Annotated in this window: 19 protein-coding genes; 11 read left to right on the forward strand and 8 right to left on the reverse strand. The window is 60.8% G+C overall.

Translation table 11 applies throughout. The features are described 5' to 3' along the window. Window positions 1-61: 61 nt before the first annotated feature. Complete coding sequence (gene ttcA / locus N2A98_RS15595; RefSeq protein ID WP_047711140.1) at window positions 62-886, reverse strand: tRNA 2-thiocytidine(32) synthetase TtcA; 825 nt, start codon at window positions 884-886, stop codon at window positions 62-64. A gap of 390 nt (window positions 887-1,276) precedes the next feature. Here ttcA and N2A98_RS15600 point away from each other — a divergent pair, with 390 nt between their 5' ends. Continuing rightward, the gene (locus tag N2A98_RS15600; RefSeq protein ID WP_003192065.1) at window positions 1,277-1,879 is read left to right on the forward strand and encodes a Yip1 family protein; all 603 of its coding nucleotides are present in this window, start codon (window positions 1,277-1,279) and stop codon (window positions 1,877-1,879) included. A gap of 128 nt (window positions 1,880-2,007) precedes the next feature. Then, window positions 2,008-2,502, forward strand: a complete 495-nt coding sequence (locus N2A98_RS15605; RefSeq protein WP_003192067.1) for a SprT family zinc-dependent metalloprotease — start codon at window positions 2,008-2,010, stop codon at window positions 2,500-2,502. Window positions 2,503-3,131: 629 nt separating this feature from the next. Here the strand turns inward: N2A98_RS15605 and N2A98_RS15610 are convergent. Beyond that, complete coding sequence (locus tag N2A98_RS15610) at window positions 3,132-4,307, reverse strand: CaiB/BaiF CoA-transferase family protein (RefSeq protein WP_032896697.1); 1,176 nt, start codon at window positions 4,305-4,307, stop codon at window positions 3,132-3,134. 157 nt (window positions 4,308-4,464) lie between these two features. Here N2A98_RS15610 and tusD point away from each other — a divergent pair, with 157 nt between their 5' ends. The 6 genes from tusD to N2A98_RS15640 all read left to right on the forward strand — a co-directional run bounded on the left by tusD (window position 4,465) and on the right by N2A98_RS15640 (window position 7,901). Then, window positions 4,465-4,857, forward strand: a complete 393-nt coding sequence (gene tusD, locus N2A98_RS15615) for a sulfurtransferase complex subunit TusD (protein WP_032896695.1) — start codon at window positions 4,465-4,467, stop codon at window positions 4,855-4,857. A gap of 1 nt (window position 4,858) precedes the next feature. Continuing rightward, complete coding sequence (gene tusC, locus N2A98_RS15620; RefSeq protein WP_078803341.1) at window positions 4,859-5,209, forward strand: sulfurtransferase complex subunit TusC; 351 nt, start codon at window positions 4,859-4,861, stop codon at window positions 5,207-5,209. Further along, the gene (tusB, locus tag N2A98_RS15625; protein WP_044274586.1) at window positions 5,209-5,487 is read left to right on the forward strand and encodes a sulfurtransferase complex subunit TusB; all 279 of its coding nucleotides are present in this window, start codon (window positions 5,209-5,211) and stop codon (window positions 5,485-5,487) included. The genes tusC and tusB overlap by 1 nt, the downstream gene beginning before the upstream one ends. Further along, window positions 5,484-5,819, forward strand: coding sequence for a TusE/DsrC/DsvC family sulfur relay protein (locus tag N2A98_RS15630; protein ID WP_014718893.1), 336 nt, complete (start codon window positions 5,484-5,486; stop codon window positions 5,817-5,819). The genes tusB and N2A98_RS15630 overlap by 4 nt, the downstream gene beginning before the upstream one ends. Continuing rightward, complete coding sequence (locus tag N2A98_RS15635) at window positions 5,816-6,817, forward strand: glycosyl transferase family protein (RefSeq protein WP_275622294.1); 1,002 nt, start codon at window positions 5,816-5,818, stop codon at window positions 6,815-6,817. Before N2A98_RS15630 ends, N2A98_RS15635 begins: the two co-directional genes overlap by 4 nt. A gap of 88 nt (window positions 6,818-6,905) precedes the next feature. Beyond that, window positions 6,906-7,901 (forward strand): glutathione S-transferase family protein, encoded by a 996-nt coding sequence (locus tag N2A98_RS15640; protein WP_275622295.1) that lies wholly within the window; start codon window positions 6,906-6,908, stop codon window positions 7,899-7,901. Between the two features lie 125 nt (window positions 7,902-8,026). On the opposite strand, the gene cysG is transcribed toward N2A98_RS15640, so the two are convergent. From cysG to ftsK, 6 genes are read right to left on the reverse strand one after another with little or no spacing between them, the layout of a single operon-like run. Next, window positions 8,027-9,421, reverse strand: a complete 1,395-nt coding sequence (cysG, locus tag N2A98_RS15645; RefSeq protein ID WP_003192077.1) for a siroheme synthase CysG — start codon at window positions 9,419-9,421, stop codon at window positions 8,027-8,029. Next, a complete protein-coding gene (serS, locus tag N2A98_RS15650) occupies window positions 9,422-10,702 on the reverse strand; it encodes a serine--tRNA ligase (protein WP_047711147.1) in 1,281 nt (426 codons plus the stop codon). It lies immediately after the preceding gene. A 15-nt stretch (window positions 10,703-10,717) separates the two neighbouring features. Next, on the reverse strand, window positions 10,718-11,092 hold the full coding sequence (gene crcB, locus N2A98_RS15655) for a fluoride efflux transporter CrcB (protein WP_003192080.1): 375 nt from the start codon (window positions 11,090-11,092) through the stop codon (window positions 10,718-10,720). Beyond that, window positions 11,089-12,414 (reverse strand): replication-associated recombination protein A, encoded by a 1,326-nt coding sequence (locus N2A98_RS15660; protein ID WP_044274590.1) that lies wholly within the window; start codon window positions 12,412-12,414, stop codon window positions 11,089-11,091. The genes crcB and N2A98_RS15660 overlap by 4 nt, the downstream gene beginning before the upstream one ends. Window positions 12,415-12,441: 27 nt before the next feature. Beyond that, window positions 12,442-13,065, reverse strand: coding sequence for an outer membrane lipoprotein chaperone LolA (gene lolA, locus N2A98_RS15665; RefSeq protein WP_032896679.1), 624 nt, complete (start codon window positions 13,063-13,065; stop codon window positions 12,442-12,444). Between the two features lie 54 nt (window positions 13,066-13,119). Next, window positions 13,120-15,528: a DNA translocase FtsK gene (gene ftsK / locus N2A98_RS15670; protein ID WP_044274591.1), complete on the reverse strand. Its 2,409-nt coding sequence runs from the start codon at window positions 15,526-15,528 to the stop codon at window positions 13,120-13,122. Window positions 15,529-16,004: 476 nt separating this feature from the next. Here ftsK and aat point away from each other — a divergent pair, with 476 nt between their 5' ends. The 3 genes from aat to infA all read left to right on the forward strand — a co-directional run bounded on the left by aat (window position 16,005) and on the right by infA (window position 17,768). Beyond that, window positions 16,005-16,685 carry a leucyl/phenylalanyl-tRNA--protein transferase gene (aat, locus tag N2A98_RS15675; RefSeq protein ID WP_047711149.1) on the forward strand — a complete coding sequence of 227 codons (681 nt, stop codon included), beginning with the start codon at window positions 16,005-16,007 and terminating at the stop codon, window positions 16,683-16,685. Between the two features lie 56 nt (window positions 16,686-16,741). Beyond that, window positions 16,742-17,449, forward strand: coding sequence for an arginyltransferase (locus N2A98_RS15680; RefSeq protein WP_044274593.1), 708 nt, complete (start codon window positions 16,742-16,744; stop codon window positions 17,447-17,449). A 100-nt stretch (window positions 17,450-17,549) separates the two neighbouring features. Next, entirely contained in the window at window positions 17,550-17,768 is a 219-nt protein-coding gene (gene infA, locus N2A98_RS15685; protein ID WP_002553999.1) for a translation initiation factor IF-1, read from the forward strand. Window positions 17,769-18,420 lie beyond the last annotated feature (652 nt).

Below are 18,420 nucleotides of genomic sequence, written 5' to 3' on the forward strand. Positions count from 1 at the left end.
TCCTGTCAGTCGAATTGAAAACGGCGCCCGCAAGCGCCGTGTACTAGAGCCTTGGGAAGACTCAGAGGTTCACTACATTGACGAAACGCGATACGGCGGTCTCATCGATTTTCAGGCTGGTGAAGTCGAACAGGTTGCGGTCGGCCAACTGCGACGGGATCACGTTTTGCAGGCTGCGGAAGATACTTTCGGTACGCCCTGGGGTCTTGCGCTCCCAGTCCACCAGCATCTCCTTGACCACCTGGCGCTGCAGGTTTTCCTGGGAGCCGCACAGGTTGCACGGGATGATCGGGAATTGCTTGAAGTCGGAGTAAGCCTGGATGTCCTTCTCGTTGCAATACGCCAGCGGGCGGATCACCACGTTGCGCCCATCATCGGCGCGCAGCTTGGGCGGCATGGCCTTGAGCGAGCCGTTGAAGAACATATTGAGGAAGAAGGTCTCGACGATGTCATCGCGGTGATGACCCAGGGCCATCTTGGTCGCGCCGATCTCATCGGCAAAGGTATAGAGCGTGCCACGGCGCAGGCGCGAGCACAGCGAGCAGGTGGTCTTGCCTTCCGGAATCAGCTCCTTGACCACCGAGTAGGTGTCTTTCTCGACGATGTGGTACTCGACGCCCAGTTCTTTCAGGTAGGCCGGCAGCACATGCTCAGGGAAACCGGGTTGCTTCTGGTCCATGTTGACCGCCACGATCTCGAACTTGATCGGTGCGACCTTTTGCAGGTGCAACAACACGTCGAGCATGGTGTAGCTGTCTTTGCCGCCCGAGAGGCAGACCATGACCTTGTCGCCGTCCTCGATCATATTGAAATCGGCGACTGCTTCACCGGCCAGGCGACGCAGGCGTTTTTGCAGTTTGTTCTGGTTGACTGTAAGAGTGCCCATGGCGCTTGGATCCGCAAAGGTGTGTGACGAAAAGCCGGGTATTTTAGCTATATGAGCGGCCAAGTTCCAATGTGGGAGTTGGGCTTGTGTGGGAGCGGGCTTGCTCGCGAAAGCGGTGGATCAGTCACCTGACATATCGACTGATCCACCGCTTTCGCGAGCAAGCCCGCTCCCACCTAAAACGCTTTCACAGTAAATCAAGCTGCCAGACCCTAACGCGATTAAGCCCACTTTTTACAGCGCAATTTGCTCTAAAGGCCCTACGGTTATTCCGGTCATCCCTTCCTATACTGCGACTTGAGGTCGCACATTCTATCCAGACCTTTCAGGCCATTTGGCCCGTGGGCGCTCCGATGGGGGGCGATGGTAATAACGACAGGAGTGACTGGCATGATCCATCACGTCGTGGGGCTGTTTACCCATCCCGACCAGGAATGGCGGGAAATCCGTGGCGATAAAGAAGAAAGCATCGGCCACATGTACCTCACTCATACCCTGATTCTCGCGGCGATTCCCGCCATTTCCGCCTTTATTGGCACCACCCAGGTCGGCTGGGTTATCGGCAACCGCGCTCCGGTGATGCTGACCCAGGAAAGCGCGCTGTGGATGACCCTCATGTCTTACGCGGCCATGCTGTGCGGCGTGGCGGTGATGGGCGCGTTCATTCACTGGATGGCTCGCACCTACGACGCCAGCCCAAGCATGGCCCGCTGCGTGGCGTTTGCCACCTACACCGCCACGCCCTTGTTTATCGGCGGGCTGGCGGCGCTCTACCCGCATATGTGGCTGGGCATGGTGGTGGGCACGGCGGCGATCTGCTACACGGTGTACCTGTTGTATGTAGGGCTGCCGACCTTCATGAGTATCGACCCGGATGAAGGCTTCCTGTTTTCCAGTTCGGTACTGGCCGTCGGCCTGGTGGTGCTGGTGGCGATCATGGCCTTTACCGTGATCGTCTGGGGCCTGGGCGTCGGGCCGATCTACACCAGTTGACCAAAAAAAACCGCAGGCAAGGCCACCGCAAGGTGGCTTTGTGCGTTATGCATGACCATTCGGCGCCTGACAGATTCGGAAACCCCCTGCTTTGCGGCATACTGGGCGTCTCTGGAGATATGTACAGCATGCCCGAGCAACTCAATACCCGCGTCGAAGATTGTTTCCTGCAAGCCGAATCCTTTTTCAAACGAAGCTTCAAACGCCCCCAGGTCAGCCTCAAGCTGCGGGGCCAGAAAGCCGGTGTCGCGCATTTGCACGAGAACCTGCTGCGCTTCAACCCTCAGTTGTACCGTGAAAACAGCCAACACTTTCTCAAGCAGACCGTGGCCCACGAAGTGGCGCACCTGATTGCCCACCAGTTGTTTGGCGAGCGCATCCAGCCCCATGGCGAGGAATGGCAGCTGATCATGCGCGGGGTTTACGAACTGCCGCCCGACCGTTGCCACACCTACGAGGTCAAGCGCCGGCAGGTGACTCGCTATATTTACCGCTGCCCGTGTGCGGACAGTGACTTTCCGTTTTCACCGCAGCGCCATGGGCTGGTGAACCAGGGGCGGCGGTATTTGTGTCGGCGGTGTCGGCAGACTCTGGTGTTCACTGGAGAAACTCGGGTGGAATGAGGGCCTCTTCGCAGCATAGGTATCTACACAACTTCGGTACGACGCTAAACCTGTGGCGAGGGAGCTTGCTCCCGTGACGGCCGGATAGCCGACGCCTATTTACCTGACGCCCCACGACCCAACTGTGGGAGCGGGCTTGCTCGCGAAGGCGGCCTGACAGTCGACACCGTTATACCGAGTGCATATCCATTGCTGCGGTAACGGCCGCCTAGGGTTCCGCCCTGACGGCGGCTCACTTTCGAAAAGCGCGAAAGTAAGCAAAGCGCTCTTGCCCCACCACTCGGCACCTCGCTTAGGCTCGGTGTGCCCGTAATCCGCCAGTGATTTGGGGGGCCGCCGCCACGCGCCATCCATGGCGCGGGGCGGCTAAACCGGCATCCCTGCCGGTTTACCCCCCAAATCCCTGTCGAATTCCGGCCAGCGTGGTTTGACGGGGCACCTGAGATCAAGATCACAAGCAGATCAAGATCAAGAGCGACTCGCTTCGCATCGTGGTTACAGGAGGCTGCTGCGAACTACACAGTTGTGTAGATACCTATGCTCATCGCAGGCAAGCCAGCTCCCACATTTGGATCTGTGAACGCAATCAAAATGTGGGAGCTGGCTTGCCTGCGAAAGCGCCCTTTCAGTCAACCCACAACCTTGGCCTGGCGCAATTGCTCTATCCGCTCAACACCGAACCCCAACGCCACCAATACCTCATCACTGTGCGCCCCCACCGCCACCCCAATATGCCTGGGCGCCGGCAACCCCTCGGAGAACTTCAGCGGGCAGGCCAATTGCGCTTGTGTCGAGCCGTCCCCCCGGGGCACCTGGCTGACCAGCTCCCGCGCCTTCAACTGTGGATGCTCCACCGCCTCACTCAGACTCAACACCGGCTCCACACACGCATCCACCCCGGCAAACAACTCACACAACTGGTCAAAACTGCGCTTCTCGAACTCCACCTGCAACGCCTGCTTAAGCACGGCCTGGCGTTCGGGCGTCACGCTGTGTGCCGCCAGTTCCGGCCGCCCCAATGCCTCGCACAGCTGCTGCATAAACCCCGGTTCCAGACTGCCCACCGACATCCAGCGCCCATCGCGTGTGCGGTAATAGTCATAGAAACTCCCGCCATTGAGCACATGGTTCTCCCACCCAGGCTCGACCCCGCAAGCCAGGTAACCGGCCCCAGCCATGGCGTTCAGGCTGAACGAGCAATCGGTCATGCTCACATCCAGGTATTGCCCCACCCCGCTTTGCTGCCTGGCAATCACCGCCGCCAGCAAGCCCACCACGGCATGCAGCGAACCGCCCGCCACATCCGCCAGTTGTACGCCCAGGGGCAACGGGCCGGTGTCCTGGCGCCCGGTATGGCTGGCCACGCCGGCCAGCGCCAGGTAGTTGATATCGTGCCCGGCGCGGTCCTTATAGGGGCCGGTCTGGCCGTAGCCGGTGATCGACACGTAGATCAGCCGCGGGTTGATCGCCTTCAGCGCCTCATAGCCCAGGCCCAGGCGCTCCATGACGCCGGGGCGGAACTGTTCGAGCAGGATGTCATAGCCCTTGACCAACTCACGCACGATCTCGATCGCCTCGGCCTGCTTGAGGTCCAGGGCCAGGCTGCGCTTGTTGCGGTTGAGGTAGGCGTGGCTGGCCGAGGTGCCACGATCATGGGGCGGCAACACACGCAACAGATCCATCCGCGTGGGCGATTCGATGCGCAGCACCTCGGCGCCCATGTCCGCCAGCATCAAGGAGGCAAATGGGCCGGGCAGCAAGGTGGAAAAATCCAACACTTTGAGGGACGCCAAGGGACCTGACATAGAGACTCCAGTTGGGTTGCGAATACCCACAGACTAGGCAGCCGGGCGCCTGCCGGCAATCGTCAGAACAATCAACCACAGTGACCGTTTTGATCACGGCGGGCTTTTTCGCGGCGGCGGCTTTATCATTGGCCGACGTTTGTTGGCAGAGTCTTCCATGAAGTTCGCGATTGCACTGTATAGCGCCGCCCACGCGCCCTCTTCGCGCCGCGCCCTGTTGTTCGCGCAGGCAGCGCTGGCCGGCGGGCATGAGATTGTGCGGCTGTTTTTCTACCAGGACGGCGTGTACAGCGCGTCCAACAACATTGTCGCGCCCCAGGATGAGCAAGACACTGCGCGCCAATGGCGCGAGTTTGTCAGCCAGCACCAGCTCGACGGCGTGGTGTGCATCGCCGCTGCTCTGCGCCGGGGTGTGCTGAATGCCGAGGAAGCTGCGCGCTATCAACGCAGCGCGGTCAACCTGGAAGCCCCCTGGGCGTTGTCGGGCCTGGGCCAATTGCATGACGCGATCCAGGACGCCGACCGACTGATCTGTTTTGGAGGGCCGTAACATGTCCAAATCCTTGCTGGTGATCAGCCGCCAGGCCCCGTGGTCCGGGCCGAGTGCGCGGGAAGCGCTGGATATCGTGCTGGCCGGTGGCGCGTTCGATCTGCCCATTGGCCTGCTGTTTCTGGATGACGGTGTGTTCCAACTGGCGCCGAACCAAGCCGCCAAAGCCGTGCAACAGAAAGACCTGAGTGCCAATCTGCAGGCCCTGGGCTTGTTCGGCATTGACGACGTGTTCGCGTGCAGCCATAGCCTGTCCGCTCGCGGGCTGCCGCCACCCGCCAACGCGCAGTCGCTCGACAGCCAAGCCATTTCCCAGCTGATTGACCGTTACGACCAGGTGATTACCCTCTGATGTCGACTCTACATGTGGTGTCTCATTCCCCGTTTACTGACAGCCGCCTCGACAGTTGCCTGCGCCTCTGTGGGGCCGAGGACGCAATTCTGCTGTGTGGTGACGGTGCCTACGGCCTGCACACGCCCGCCCTGCAAACCAAAGGCGTGAAGGTGTTTGTGCTGGCCGAAGACATGCAGGCGCGCAACCTGCCGCTGCCCGACTGGGCTGACAGTGTCGATTACCCAGGCTTCGTGCAACTGTCCATCGACTACGACAAGGTCAACACCTGGCTATGAACACCCTGACCGTCGGCGCACGCACCCTGGAACTGGACAAGGACGGCTACCTCGTCGACCTCAACGACTGGTCCGATGAAGTGGCCAATGCCCTGGCCGCTGCCGAAGCCTTGGAGCTGACCCCGGCACACTGGGAAATCCTCACCCTGCTGCGCCAGTTCTACACCGAATTCCAGCTGTCTCCCGCCACGCGCCCGCTGATCAAGTACACCGCCTTGAAGCTGGGCCCGGAAAAGGGCAACAGCCTGCACCTCAACAAACTGTTCAACGGCACTCCCGCCAAACTCGCCGCCAAGCTGGCGGGCCTGCCCAGGCCGACGAATTGCTTATGACCGACTTTGCCCCCCTGACTCTCGTAACACCCCAAGAGCATCCCTTTGCGCAGTTCGTGCGCATCCTCGGCAAAGGCAAGCGCGGCGCGCGCAACCTCACCCGTGAGGAAGCGCGGGAGGCCATGGGCATGCTGCTCGACGAAAAGGTCGAGGACACCCAGCTCGGCGCCTTCCTGATGCTGCTGCGCCACAAGGAAGAAAGCCCGGAAGAACTCGCCGGTTTCACCGAAGCGGTCCGTGAGCGCCTGCACGCACCTGCGTTGAACGTGGATATCGACTGGCCAACCTACGCCGGTAAAAAGCGCCACCTGCCGTGGTTCCTGCTGGCAGCCAAATGCCTGGCACAGAACGGCGTGCGCATCCTGATGCACGGCGGCGGCGCCCACACCGCGGGGCGCTTGTACACCGAACAATTGCTGGACAGCTTGAACATCCCGCTGTGCCGCGATTGGCAACAGGTCGAGAGCGCCTTTGCCCACGGCAACCTGGCGTTTATCCCGCTGGGTGATTGGGCGCCACAGTTGCAACGCATGATCGACCTGCGTAACACCCTGGGCCTGCGTTCGCCTATCCATTCCTTGGCGCGCCTGCTCAACCCACTGAATGCGCGCTGTGGCCTGCAAAGCATTTTCCACCCCGGTTACCAGGGCGTGCATCGTGATGCCAGCGGCCTGCTGGGTGACAACGTGATTGTGGTCAAGGGCGACGGCGGTGAGATCGAGATCAACCCCGACACCCTCAGTCACTTGTATGGCACCACTGGCGGCCAGAGCTGGGACGAAGAGTGGCCCGCCCTCTCCGACCAGCGCCACATCAAGCCGGCAACGCTTGAGCCCGAGCACCTCAAAGCGCTGTGGCGCGGCGACGTTGAAGACAGCTACCCGCAACTGGCGTTGATCGCCACCATGGCGTTGGCCCTGCGCGGCCTTGGCCACCCACGGCAACAGGCGTTCGAATTGGCCCAGCAGTACTGGGACGCGCGGGATAAATCGATTTAATCGATCATTCACGCCGGTTCTTTGCGCTTTTAGTTCGAACTCATCCCTTTAGACTGGGCTCCAACGCTTATCAGCCAAGGAGCCAGTCATGGGTTTATTGATCGACGGACAGTGGAAGGACCAGTGGTACGAAAGTAGCGCAGACGGCGCTTTCCAACGGGAACAGGCGCAACGCCGCAACTGGGTGACCGCCGATGGCGCGCCAGGCCCGAGTGGCGAAGGCGGCTTCAAGGCCGAGGCCGGTCGCTATCACCTCTATGTGTCTCTCGCCTGCCCGTGGGCGCACCGCACCTTGATCCTGCGCAAGCTCAAAGGCCTGGAAAGCCTGATCGACGTCTCGGTGGTCAGCTGGCTGATGCTGGAAAACGGCTGGACCTTCGACAAGGCCCACGGCTCCAGCGGCGACAACCTCGACGGTTTCAACTTCATGCACCAACGCTACACCGCCGATACCGCCGACTACACCGGGCGCGTCACCGTGCCGGTGCTGTGGGACAAACGGCTCAAGCGCATCGTCAGCAATGAATCGGCGGAGATCATCCGCATGTTTAACAGTGCGTTCAATGAGCTGACCGGCAATACCCTGGATTTCTACCCCCAAGCCCTGCGCCCGACCATCGACACCCTCAACGAACGCATCTACCCCGCCGTGAACAACGGTGTGTACCGCGCAGGCTTCGCCACCTCACAACAGGCGTATGAAAGCGCGTTTGATGATGTGTTTGCCGAGCTGGATCATCTGGAACAGCACCTGGGCAGCCATCGTTATCTGGCCGGTGAGTACCTGACCGAAGCCGATGTGCGGCTGTTCACCACGCTGATTCGTTTTGATGCGGTGTATTACAGCCACTTCAAATGCAACCTGCGGCGGATTGCCGACTATGCGAACTTGTCGAACTGGCTAAGGGAGATGTATCAGTGGCCAGGGGTGGCCGAGACGGTAAATTTCGAGCATATCAAGGGGCATTACTATGCCAGCCATCGCACGATCAACCCGACGGGAATTGTGCCGAAGGGGCCGTTGCAGGGGTTTGATACCGAGCATGATCGCCATGCATTGCACGGCAAAGGTGTATGGAGCTGACATAAACCGCCTGTAGGAGCGAGCTTGCTCGCGAAGAACGCCAACGATAACGCAGCGCTATCAGGTAGCCCTTGGCGTCTTTGAGTTTTTCGCGAGCAAGCTCGCTCCTACAGTGGGTCAGTCGTTCAGACTTGGGACTGGGCGCCCTCGAACCACTTGAGCTTCTCACGCAGTACCACCACCTCACCCACGATCACCAATGTCGGCGCATGCACTTCATGCTCCGCCACCATGCGCGGCAAGTCGGCCAGGGTGCCGGTGAACACGCGCTGGTTGGACGTGGTGCCCTGCTGGATCAGCGCTGCTGGGGTATCTGCGGCACGCCCGTGTTTGATCAACTGCTCGCAAATGATCGGCAAGCCAATCAGGCCCATGTAGAACACCAGGGTCTGCGACGGCCCGACCAAGTCCTGCCAGGGCAAGTCCGAGGTATTGTTCTTCAGGTGGCCGGTGATGAAGCGCACCGATTGGGCATAGTCGCGATGCGTCAGCGGAATCCCGGCATAAGCCGCGCAACCACTGGCTGCGGTGATGCCCGGCACCACCTGGAACGGGATGCCGTGGGCCGCCAATTCTTCGATCTCTTCGCCACCACGGCCAAAGATGAACGGGTCGCCACCTTTAAGGCGCAGCACGCGCTTGCCTTGCTTGGCCAGGTCGACCAGTTGCTGGTTGATCTGGTCCTGAGGCACCGCGTGATCGGCACGACGCTTGCCGACGTACACGCGCTCGGCATCCCGACGGCACAGTTCCAAAATCGCCGGCGCCACCAAACGGTCGTACAGCACCACGTCGGCTTGCTGCATCAGGCGCAATGCACGGAAGGTCAGCAAATCCGGGTCACCTGGGCCCGCGCCCACCAAGTACACCTCACCGGGCGCATAAGGCGGCGCGCCATTGACCTTTTCGATCAACAGGCGCTCGGCCTCCTCACCCTGCCCGGCCAACTGGCGGTCGGCAATCGGGCCCTGGAACACTTCTTCCCAGAACGCCCGGCGTTGCTGCACATCCGGGTACAAACCTTTGACCTGAGCCCGAAAACGCGCGGCCAGCCCAGCCAATTGCCCGTAGGTGGAGGGAATCCAGGTTTCCAGCTTGGCACGAATCAGGCGTGCCAGTACCGGCGCGTCACCGCCGCTGGAGACGGCAATCACCAAGGGTGAACGGTCGACAATCGCCGGGAAGATCACGCTGCACAACGCTGGCGCGTCCACCACATTGACCGGCACGCAGCGACGCTTGGCATCACTGGACACCTGCGCATTCAGTGGCTCATCGTCGGTGGCCGCGATAATCAGGGTGCAGCCGTCCAGGTCGGCCTCCTGATAACCGCGCAACATCAGTTCCCCGCCACTGCCCAGTACCAGCTCACGCAACTGGCTTTCGATCTGGGGAGCAACCACCCGCAACACCGCGCCGGCGTCGGCCAGCAGCCGGGATTTGCGCAAGGCAATCTCCCCACCACCGACGACCAACACACGACTGCCGCGCAGGTTATGAAACAGCGGCAGAAATTCCATTTAGCGGATGACCTCAACGCCCGCCATGTACGGCTTGAGCACCTCAGGTACACGGATCGAACCGTCGGCCTGCTGGTAGTTTTCCAGCACGGCCACCAGGGTACGGCCTACGGCCAGGCCCGAACCGTTGAGGGTGTGCACCAGCTCCGGCTTGCCGGTTTCCGGGTTGCGGAAACGCGCCTGCATGCGACGGGCCTGGAAGTCACCGCAGTTGGAGCACGACGAAATCTCGCGGTATTTGTCCTGGCTCGGCACCCACACTTCCAGGTCGTAGGTTTTCACGGCACTGAAGCCCATGTCGCCCGTGCACAGGGCCAGTACGCGGTAAGGCAGCTCCAGCAGCTGCAGCACGCGCTCGGCGTTGGCAGTCAGGCCTTCCAGGGCGTCCATGGAGGTCGACGGCTCTACTACCTGCACCATCTCAACCTTGTCGAACTGATGCTGGCGGATCATGCCACGGGTGTCGCGACCCGACGCGCCGGCTTCGCTACGGAAGCACGGGCTGTGGGCCACCAGCTTCAACGGCAGTTGCTTGGCGTCGAGGATTTCGCCGGCGACGATATTGGTCAGCGACACTTCGGCCGTCGGGATCAGGTACAGGTCGGCTTCGCCGTCGCGGCTGATCTTGAACAGGTCTTCTTCGAATTTCGGCAGTTGGCTGGTGCCCATCAACGCCGGCGCCTGAACCAGGTACGGGGTGTAGGCTTCTTCGTAACCGTGTTCGCCGGTGTGCAGGTTGATCATGAACTGCGCCAGGGCACGGTGCATGCGCGCAATCGGGCCGCGCAGCAAGGCAAAGCGTGCGCCGGACATTTTTGCTGCGGTTTCAAAGTCCAGGCCACCGGTCAATTCGCCCAGGGCGACGTGGTCCTTGATCTCGAAATCGAAGGTTTTCGGCGTGCCCCAGCGGCGCACTTCGACGTTGCCGTCTTCGTCTTCGCCGACCGGCACGGATTCGTGGGGCAGGTTCGGAATGCCCAGCAGGATCGAGTCCAATTGGGTCTGAATGCCTTCCAGCTCGATTTTGCCGTCGGACAGCTCAGTGCCCATGCGCTCGACATCCGCCATCAACGGCGCGATGTCTTCGCCGCGCTGCTTGGCCTGGCCGATGGACTTGGAGCGCGCATTACGTTCAGCCTGCAGTGCTTCGGTGCGGGTCTGGACGGTCTTGCGCTGTTCTTCCAGCGCTTCGATGCGCGCAACATCCAAGGCAAAGCCACGGGATGCCAGGCGGTCCGCTACGTCCTGAAGGTTGCTACGTAACAGTTTGGAATCGAGCATGTCGGTCTCTCGTTATCAAAGTTTGGTCAAGGACAGGCCAGCCCAGGTGGCGAGCAGCCCGCCGAATACGCTGATGGCCGCATAGCCAATCGCCAGCGGCACTTGCCCGCTTTCCAGCAGGCGCACGGTATCCAGTGAAAAGGATGAAAAAGTCGTCAGGCCGCCAAGAAAGCCAACCATCAGGCCGGCACGTACCTCGACAGGCACTTCCGGGCGTAACAAAAACAGGCCGTATAACACGCCGATCAACAGGCAGCCCACGATATTAACGGCGAGCGTCGCCGTATAGAAGTGTTTCGGCCAATTGGCGTTGATCCAATTGCCGGTAGCAAAGCGCAGCAGTGTACCGGCGATACCTCCCGCCGAAACCGCGACCACCAATGGAATCATGATTTTCTCCGCTGCCGGGGGCTCAGACGGTCGAGGGTGGCCAGATGATTGAGCTTTTCACCGATCTTCAGCTCCAGGCCACGGGGCACCGGCTGATAGAACGGCTGCGGCGCCAGCTCATCCGGGAAGTAGTCTTCGCCGGCCGCATAGGCGTCCGGCTCATCGTGGGCATAACGGTATTCGTCGCCATACCCCAGTTGCTTCATCAACTTGGTCGGCGCGTTGCGCAGGTGCAGCGGCACTTCGAGGGAGCCATGTTCGGCGGCCGCACGCAGGGCCGACTTGAAGCCCATGTACACCGCGTTGCTTTTGGGCGCGCAGGCCAGGTAAGTGATGGCCTGGGCCACCGCCAACTCGCCTTCCGGGCTGCCGAGGCGCTCCTGCACCTCCCAGGCGGCCAGGCACAGGCTCAGGGCGCGTGGGTCGGCATTGCCGATGTCTTCGCTGGCCATGCGCACCACACGGCGCGCCAGGTACAGCGGGTCGCAACCGCCGTCGATCATGCGCGCAAACCAATACAGCGCGCCGTCAGGGTTGGAACCTCGTACGGATTTGTGCAGCGCGGAAATCTGGTCGTAGAAGGCTTCGCCGCCCTTGTCGAAACGCCGGCGCGTGTCACCCAGCAGGCTTTGCAACAGATCGACACCAATCTCGCCGCCGTCTTCGGCCAGGTCGGAGGCGTTCTCCAGCAGGTTGAGAAAGCGCCGCCCGTCGCCATCAGCGGCGGTCAGTAAAATCTTGAAGCCTTCATCGCTGAGGCTCAGTTGACGCTTGCCCAGGCCCTTGTCTTCGCTCAAGGCGCGGTGCAGCAACTTGTGCATCGCCGCTTCATCCAGGCTCTTGAGCACATAGACCCGCGCCCGTGACAGCAACGCGTTGTTCAATTCAAAGGATGGGTTTTCGGTGGTGGCGCCGATAAAGATCAGCGTACCGTCCTCGACATAAGGCAGGAACGCATCCTGCTGCGACTTGTTGAAGCGATGCACTTCGTCGACGAACAGGATAGTGCGCTTGCCGTATTGCCCGGCCTGCTGCTTGGCGACTTCCACCGCCTGGCGGATCTCCTTGACCCCGGCGAGCACCGCCGAGACCGTTTCAAAGTGCGCGTCCGAGACTTTCGCCAGCAACCGCGCCAGGGTGGTCTTGCCCACGCCCGGCGGGCCCCAGAAAATCATCGAATGCAGCGCACCCTGCTCCAGGGCTTCGCGCAGGGGCTTACCGCGAGCGAGCAGGTGTTCCTGACCGACGTACTCATCCAGGTTGGTCGAACGCAAGCGCGCGGCCAATGGCTGGGCAATCGGGTCACTTCGAAACAGATCCATGGGCAGCGTTTGAAACCTCTGGGCAGTTTATTCCTGGATCACGTCGGCACCCTTGGGGATGTCGAACTTGAACTTGGACGCGGGCACCGGCTGGTTAGCCTTGACCCCGGAGAACAGGATATCGGTGCGCTGGCCGACGCTGTCGACCAGGCGCATGTTGTTGATCACGCCGTTGCCGAACGACAGCGACAGCGTGTCAAACAGCGTGTCCTTGGATTTTGGCTTGAGGGTGAACTCGATGACGTTGCTGGTCTGCTTGGAGGTGATGTCGAAGCTGTCGTTGATTTTCGACACATCACCCGACAACAGCAGCGCCGGGGTCTGGTTCAGGCGTGGATCGAGCTTCTTGATGGTGGCCTGTTCCAGGTCCGGGTCCCACAGCGTGACTTTCTTACCGTCGGAAACGATGGTCTGCTCCGCCTTGCCTTCGGTATGCCAGTAGAACAGCCCTGGGCGCTGCACGGCCATTTCACCGGCGGTTTCCTGCAACTGGGTGCCGCCGGCATCCAGGGTCAGCTGGGAGAAGCGCGCGGTGAGGGTCTGGGATTTGTCCAACAGGTTCTTCAGGCTGGCGACGGAGGCCGGGTCAGCGTGAGCCGAAACAGCGGTCAGGGCCAGGGCCGGCAACAACAGCATGCGGATAAAGCGCATGGGAGTCCTCATTGAGTAGTCAGGGCACGCCGCGTGTTGCCACGCGGCGCGGAATCAGTCGCGCATCTGCCCGGGGGCGATGACTTCACGCGAGCCATTGGTGTTCATTGCGGTCACGACGCCAGCCATTTCCATGGCTTCGATCATGCGGGCGGCGCGGTTGTAGCCGATTTTCAGCTTGCGCTGCACTGCCGAAATCGAGGCGCGGCGGCTTTCCAGTACGAAAGCCACGGCTTCGTCGTAGAGCGCGTCGGTTTCAGCATCATCGTCGCCACCGCTGCTGCCACCGTCAAAGCCGCTGCCGGCCTCTTCCACGCCAGCGAGAATGTCGTCGTTATATTCTGGCGCCCCGCGCAGTTTCCAGGCTTCAACCACGCGGTGCACTTCGTCATCGGAAACAAAGGCGCCATGAACGCGAATCGGCAGGCTGGTCCCCGGCGGCATGTACAGCATGTCACCGTGGCCCAGCAGTTGCTCGGCGCCACCCTGGTCGATGATGGTACGCGAGTCGATCTTGCTGGAGACCTGGAACGCCATGCGCGTCGGGATGTTGGCCTTGATCAGACCGGTGATTACGTCCACCGACGGCCGCTGGGTCGCGAGGATCAAGTGGATACCCGCCGCCCGCGCCTTCTGGGCGATACGGGCGATCAGCTCTTCAACCTTCTTGCCGACGATCATCATCATGTCGGCAAATTCATCGACCACCACCACGATAGTCGGCAGCTTGGTCAGCAGCGGTGCTTCATCGTGAATGCTTTCGCGCTTGTACAGCGGGTCGGTCAGCGGTGTGCCGGCGTCCTGGGCTTCCTTGACCTTGGCATTGAAGCCCGACAGGTTACGCACGCCCATCTTCGCCATCAGCTTGTAGCGGCGCTCCATCTCGGCAACGCTCCAGCGCAGGGCGTTGGCGGCGTCCTTCATGTCGGTGACCACCGGGCACAGCAGGTGCGGGATGCCTTCGTAGATCGACAGTTCCAACATCTTCGGGTCGATCATGATCAGCTTGGCGTCATCCGGCCCGGACTTGAACAGGATCGACAGGATCATGGCGTTCACACCCACCGACTTACCGGAACCGGTAGTACCGGCTACCAGCAGGTGCGGCATTTTCGCCAGGTCGGTAATCACCGGCTTGCCGCCGATGTCATGGCCGAGCGCCAGGGTGACCGGCGATTTGAAGTTGTCGTATTCCGGCGTCGACAGCACTTCGGAGAAGCGCACGATCTGGCGGTCTTCGTTGGGGATCTCGATACCCACGGTGGTCTTGCCCGGGATCACTTCCACCACGCGCACGCTGGTGACGGCCAGGGAACGCGCCAAGTCTTTGGCCAGGTTGGAAATGCGGCTGACTTTTACCCCGGCGGCCGGTTGGATTTCGTAACGGGTAATCACCGGGCCCGGATGGATCGAGTCCACCGACACTTCGACGCCGAATTCCTTGAGCTTGATTTCCAGCAGGTGGCCGACGGCCGCCAGGGATTCGGGGGAATAGTTGAGTTGTTTCTTTTCGGCCGGGTCCAGAATCGAGATCGGCGGCAAGGTGCCTTCGACGGCGCTGTCGATAAACAGCGGTGCCTGCTTCTCTTTTTGCACGCGATGGCTGGGCTCCGGCGCCTTGGGCGGAGCCGGGGCGATCACCGGCGGCACCTGCTTTTCACGGTCCGACATGTGCTTGCTCAGGGCCTGCTCGCGTTCGATCAAGCGCTCCTTGACCTTGGCTTGCTCGCGTCGATCCGGCGTACTTGGGGCCACCACCTCGTGGACACGGGTGTCCACTTCACGCAGCTGCGCCACCATTTGCTTGCGCTCGACACGGGCGGCCCACCAGCGGTTGGCGGCGCCCTGGAACAACTCGAACAGGTCGAGGGTGATCTTGCCGGTCACGTCCATCACCTTGAACCATGACAGGTCGGTGAATACCGTGAGGCCGAACAGGAACAGCGCGATGAACATCAGGGTGCTGCCCTGGATATTCAGGGTCCTGCGCGCCAGGTCGCCAAGGCTTTCGCCCAGGGCCCCGCCCGCGCCCGCCGGCAAGCCGGTCGGTGCATGGAAGTGGATATGCGCCAGCGCCGCGCCCGACAGCACCAGGAACACCAGGCCGATCAGGCGCCAGGAAAACAGCCAGCCGCTCCACTGCCACGGCTCGTGACGCTGGCGGAAGATCTGCCAGGTCTTGATCGCCAGCAACAGCGGGAAAATGTAGGCGAAGTAACCCAGGATCATGAACAGGATATCGGCGCTGTAGGAACCTACCGGGCCGCCGAAATTCTGCACATCATCGATCTTGCTGTTATGGCTCCAGCCCGGATCGTCCTTGCCATAGGTGAGCAAGGCCATCATCAGGAACAGGCACAGCGCACCGATGGCAATCAGTGCGCCTTCCTTGAGTCGGTAATGCAGGTGCTGGCGCCAGGCCGGTACGACTGCTGCTTTAGGTGCTGCGGCGGATTTCTTCAAAACGGGTCTATTCCTGCGCCTTTAGCGCGTCCATCTGTTGAATGACTACACACGACTGCTCTATCCGGAGCAGCTGAAAAATGAACGAATGTTGCTGAATCTACTTTTAACACCCGGTGACGGATAGGTGAAATGGCGATAACGCCACAATGGCCGCATTGTACGGGTTTGCGTGCGCGATGCCACACACTTGCCGCTCACCTGGCTGCAGGCACAATTTGAGCATGCATTGCCTTTGCTGACAAAGGCTTATGAGCTGTATTTAGCAATCCAGGCAAGCTTGGCAAAGGGCCGGCATGCGCCAGACCCGATTACGACCACACCCTGTGTGCAGAGTTGCAGAAACACCCGCTTATGCTAATCCTGTCCAATAGCCTATTCGGGCTGGCCCCATGGCGCCGGGTCGTCAATAATCAACGCTTGCGGCGCAGGCGAATGACCTGCCACTCCCCTCCCCTTCCGTAAGCCTGGATGCCATGCTGACCTGGTTACAACGCGATACCCTGACATTCCCTCCCTTGGCCAAGGCCATGCGCGAACCCAACGGCCTGCTCGCCGCCGGTGGCGACCTGTCGGCCGAACGATTGATCCAGGCCTACCGCCATGGTTGCTTCCCCTGGTTCTCCGAAGGCCAGCCTATCCTCTGGTGGTCACCCGACCCGCGCACGGTGATTTTCCCCGACGAGCTGCATGTTTCCCGCAGCCTGGGCAAATTACTGCGCCAGCAGCGCTATACCGTGACCTTCGACCAGGATTTCGCCGCCGTCATCCAAGCCTGCGCGGCGCCCCGCGCCTACGCCGATGGCACCTGGATCACCGAAGGCATCCAGCAGGCCTACCTGGAGCTGCACCAACGCGGCTATGCGCACTCCGTCGAGGTCTGGGACCAGGGCGAACTGGTGGGCGGCCTGTACGGCCTGGCGATGGGCCAGTTGTTTTTTGGCGAGTCCATGTTCAGCCGCGCCGACAACGCCTCCAAATTCGGTTTCGCCACGCTGACCCGGCAACTGCAAGCCTGGGGGTTTGTGCTGATCGACTGCCAGATGCCCAACGATCACCTGCACAGCCTGGGTGCCCGCGGCATACCGCGCAGCGCCTTCGCTGAATTCCTGCACAAACATCTGGACCAACCCAACGCTGGGCCGTGGGTTTCCTAGGCGACTTTCGCGCACGTGGCTTACACTTATTTCAAAGCTTATCCCGAGGGTTGATCATGACCGAGCTGGCGCGCTTGAAGTTCTATGCCACTCAAGCCCACTCATGCAGCTATCTGCCCGACGAGCAGGCCACCACGCTGTTCCTCGATCCCAGCCAGCCCATGGACGTGCATGTGTATGCCGACCTGTCCGAGATGGGCTTTCGGCGCAGCGGCGACCACCTGTACCGCCCCCATTGCCAGAACTGTAATGCGTGTGTGCCTGCGCGCATCCCGGTGGCGCAGTTTTCGCCCGACCGTAACCAGAAACGCATTCTCAAGCGCAACGCCGACTTGACCGTACACGCCACTAAACCCCAATACAGCGAAGAATATTTCGATCTCTACCAACGTTATATCGAACAGCGACACGCCGACGGCGATATGTTTCCGCCCAGCCGCGACCAGTTTTCCACGTTCCTGGTGCGTGACCTGCCCTTCTCGCGCTTCTACGAGTTCCGCCTCGACGGCCGCCTGCTGGCCGTGGCGGTCACCGACCTGCTGCCCAATGGCCTCTCGGCGGTGTACACCTTCTATGAACCGACCGAAGAACGCCGTAGCCTCGGGCGCTTCGCCATCCTGTGGCAAATAGGCGAAGCGCTGCGCCTGGAGCTGGAAGCGGTGTACCTCGGATACTGGATCAAGAACTGCAAAAAGATGAACTACAAGACCCAATATCGGCCCATTGAGCTGCTGATTAATCAAAGATGGGTCACGCTTAACTAGAACCCCTTGGCTTGAACACCCTTTTTCGGGCACAATGCACGCCGCTTTTGCCTGGCGCAGTTGCACCGGGCCATTCACTGGATACCGAGGGCTTTACTGCATGTCGAAAGAAGACAGCTTCGAAATGGAAGGCACTGTCGTCGACACCCTGCCCAACACCATGTTTCGTGTGGAGTTGGAAAATGGGCACGTCGTAACCGCGCATATCTCCGGCAAGATGCGCAAGAACTACATTCGTATTCTTACCGGTGACAAAGTGCGCGTCGAGCTGACGCCCTATGACTTGAGCAAAGGGCGCATCACTTACCGCGCTCGCTAAGCAAGTCAATACAAAACGCCCGGTTATGCCGGGCGTTTTTGTGTGCGCAGGATTTAACAGTCACCACTTGACTCTGTGGGAGCTGGCTTGCCTGCGATGGCCGCCTGACAGCCGGCCCATATCTATCTGACACCCCACGACCCAACTGTGGGAGCGGGCTTGCTCGCGAAGGCGGCCTGGCAGTCAACACAGTTGGATGGTGTACATATCCATTGCTGCGGTAACGGCCGCTTAGGGTTCCGCCCTGACGGCGGCTCACTTTTGAAAAGCGCAAAAGTAAGCAAAACGCTCTTGCCCCACCACTCGGCACCTCGCTTGGGCTCGGTGTGCCCGTAATTCGCCAGTGATTTGGGGGGCCGCCGCCACGCGCCATCCATGGCGCGGGGCGGCTAAACCGGCATCCCTGCCGGTTTACCCCCCAAATCCCTGTCGAATTCCGGCCAGCGTGGTTTGACGGGGCGCTTAAGATCAAAAGCAGATCAAGAGCAAGAGCGGCTCGCTTCGCATCGTGGTTACCGTTGACGGTTACAAACCCACAAAGCTGTGTAGATACAGATACTGCGATAGCGGCGGGCCAGCTAAAGCTGTGCTACTGAAGGATTGTCATCGCAGGCAAGCCAGCTCCCACACTGGTTATGTATTGCCCAAAGAA

The sequence above is a fragment of the Pseudomonas sp. FJ2-5-13 genome (genome assembly GCF_029201605.1).
GTDB lineage: Bacteria > Pseudomonadota > Gammaproteobacteria > Pseudomonadales > Pseudomonadaceae > Aquipseudomonas > Aquipseudomonas lactis.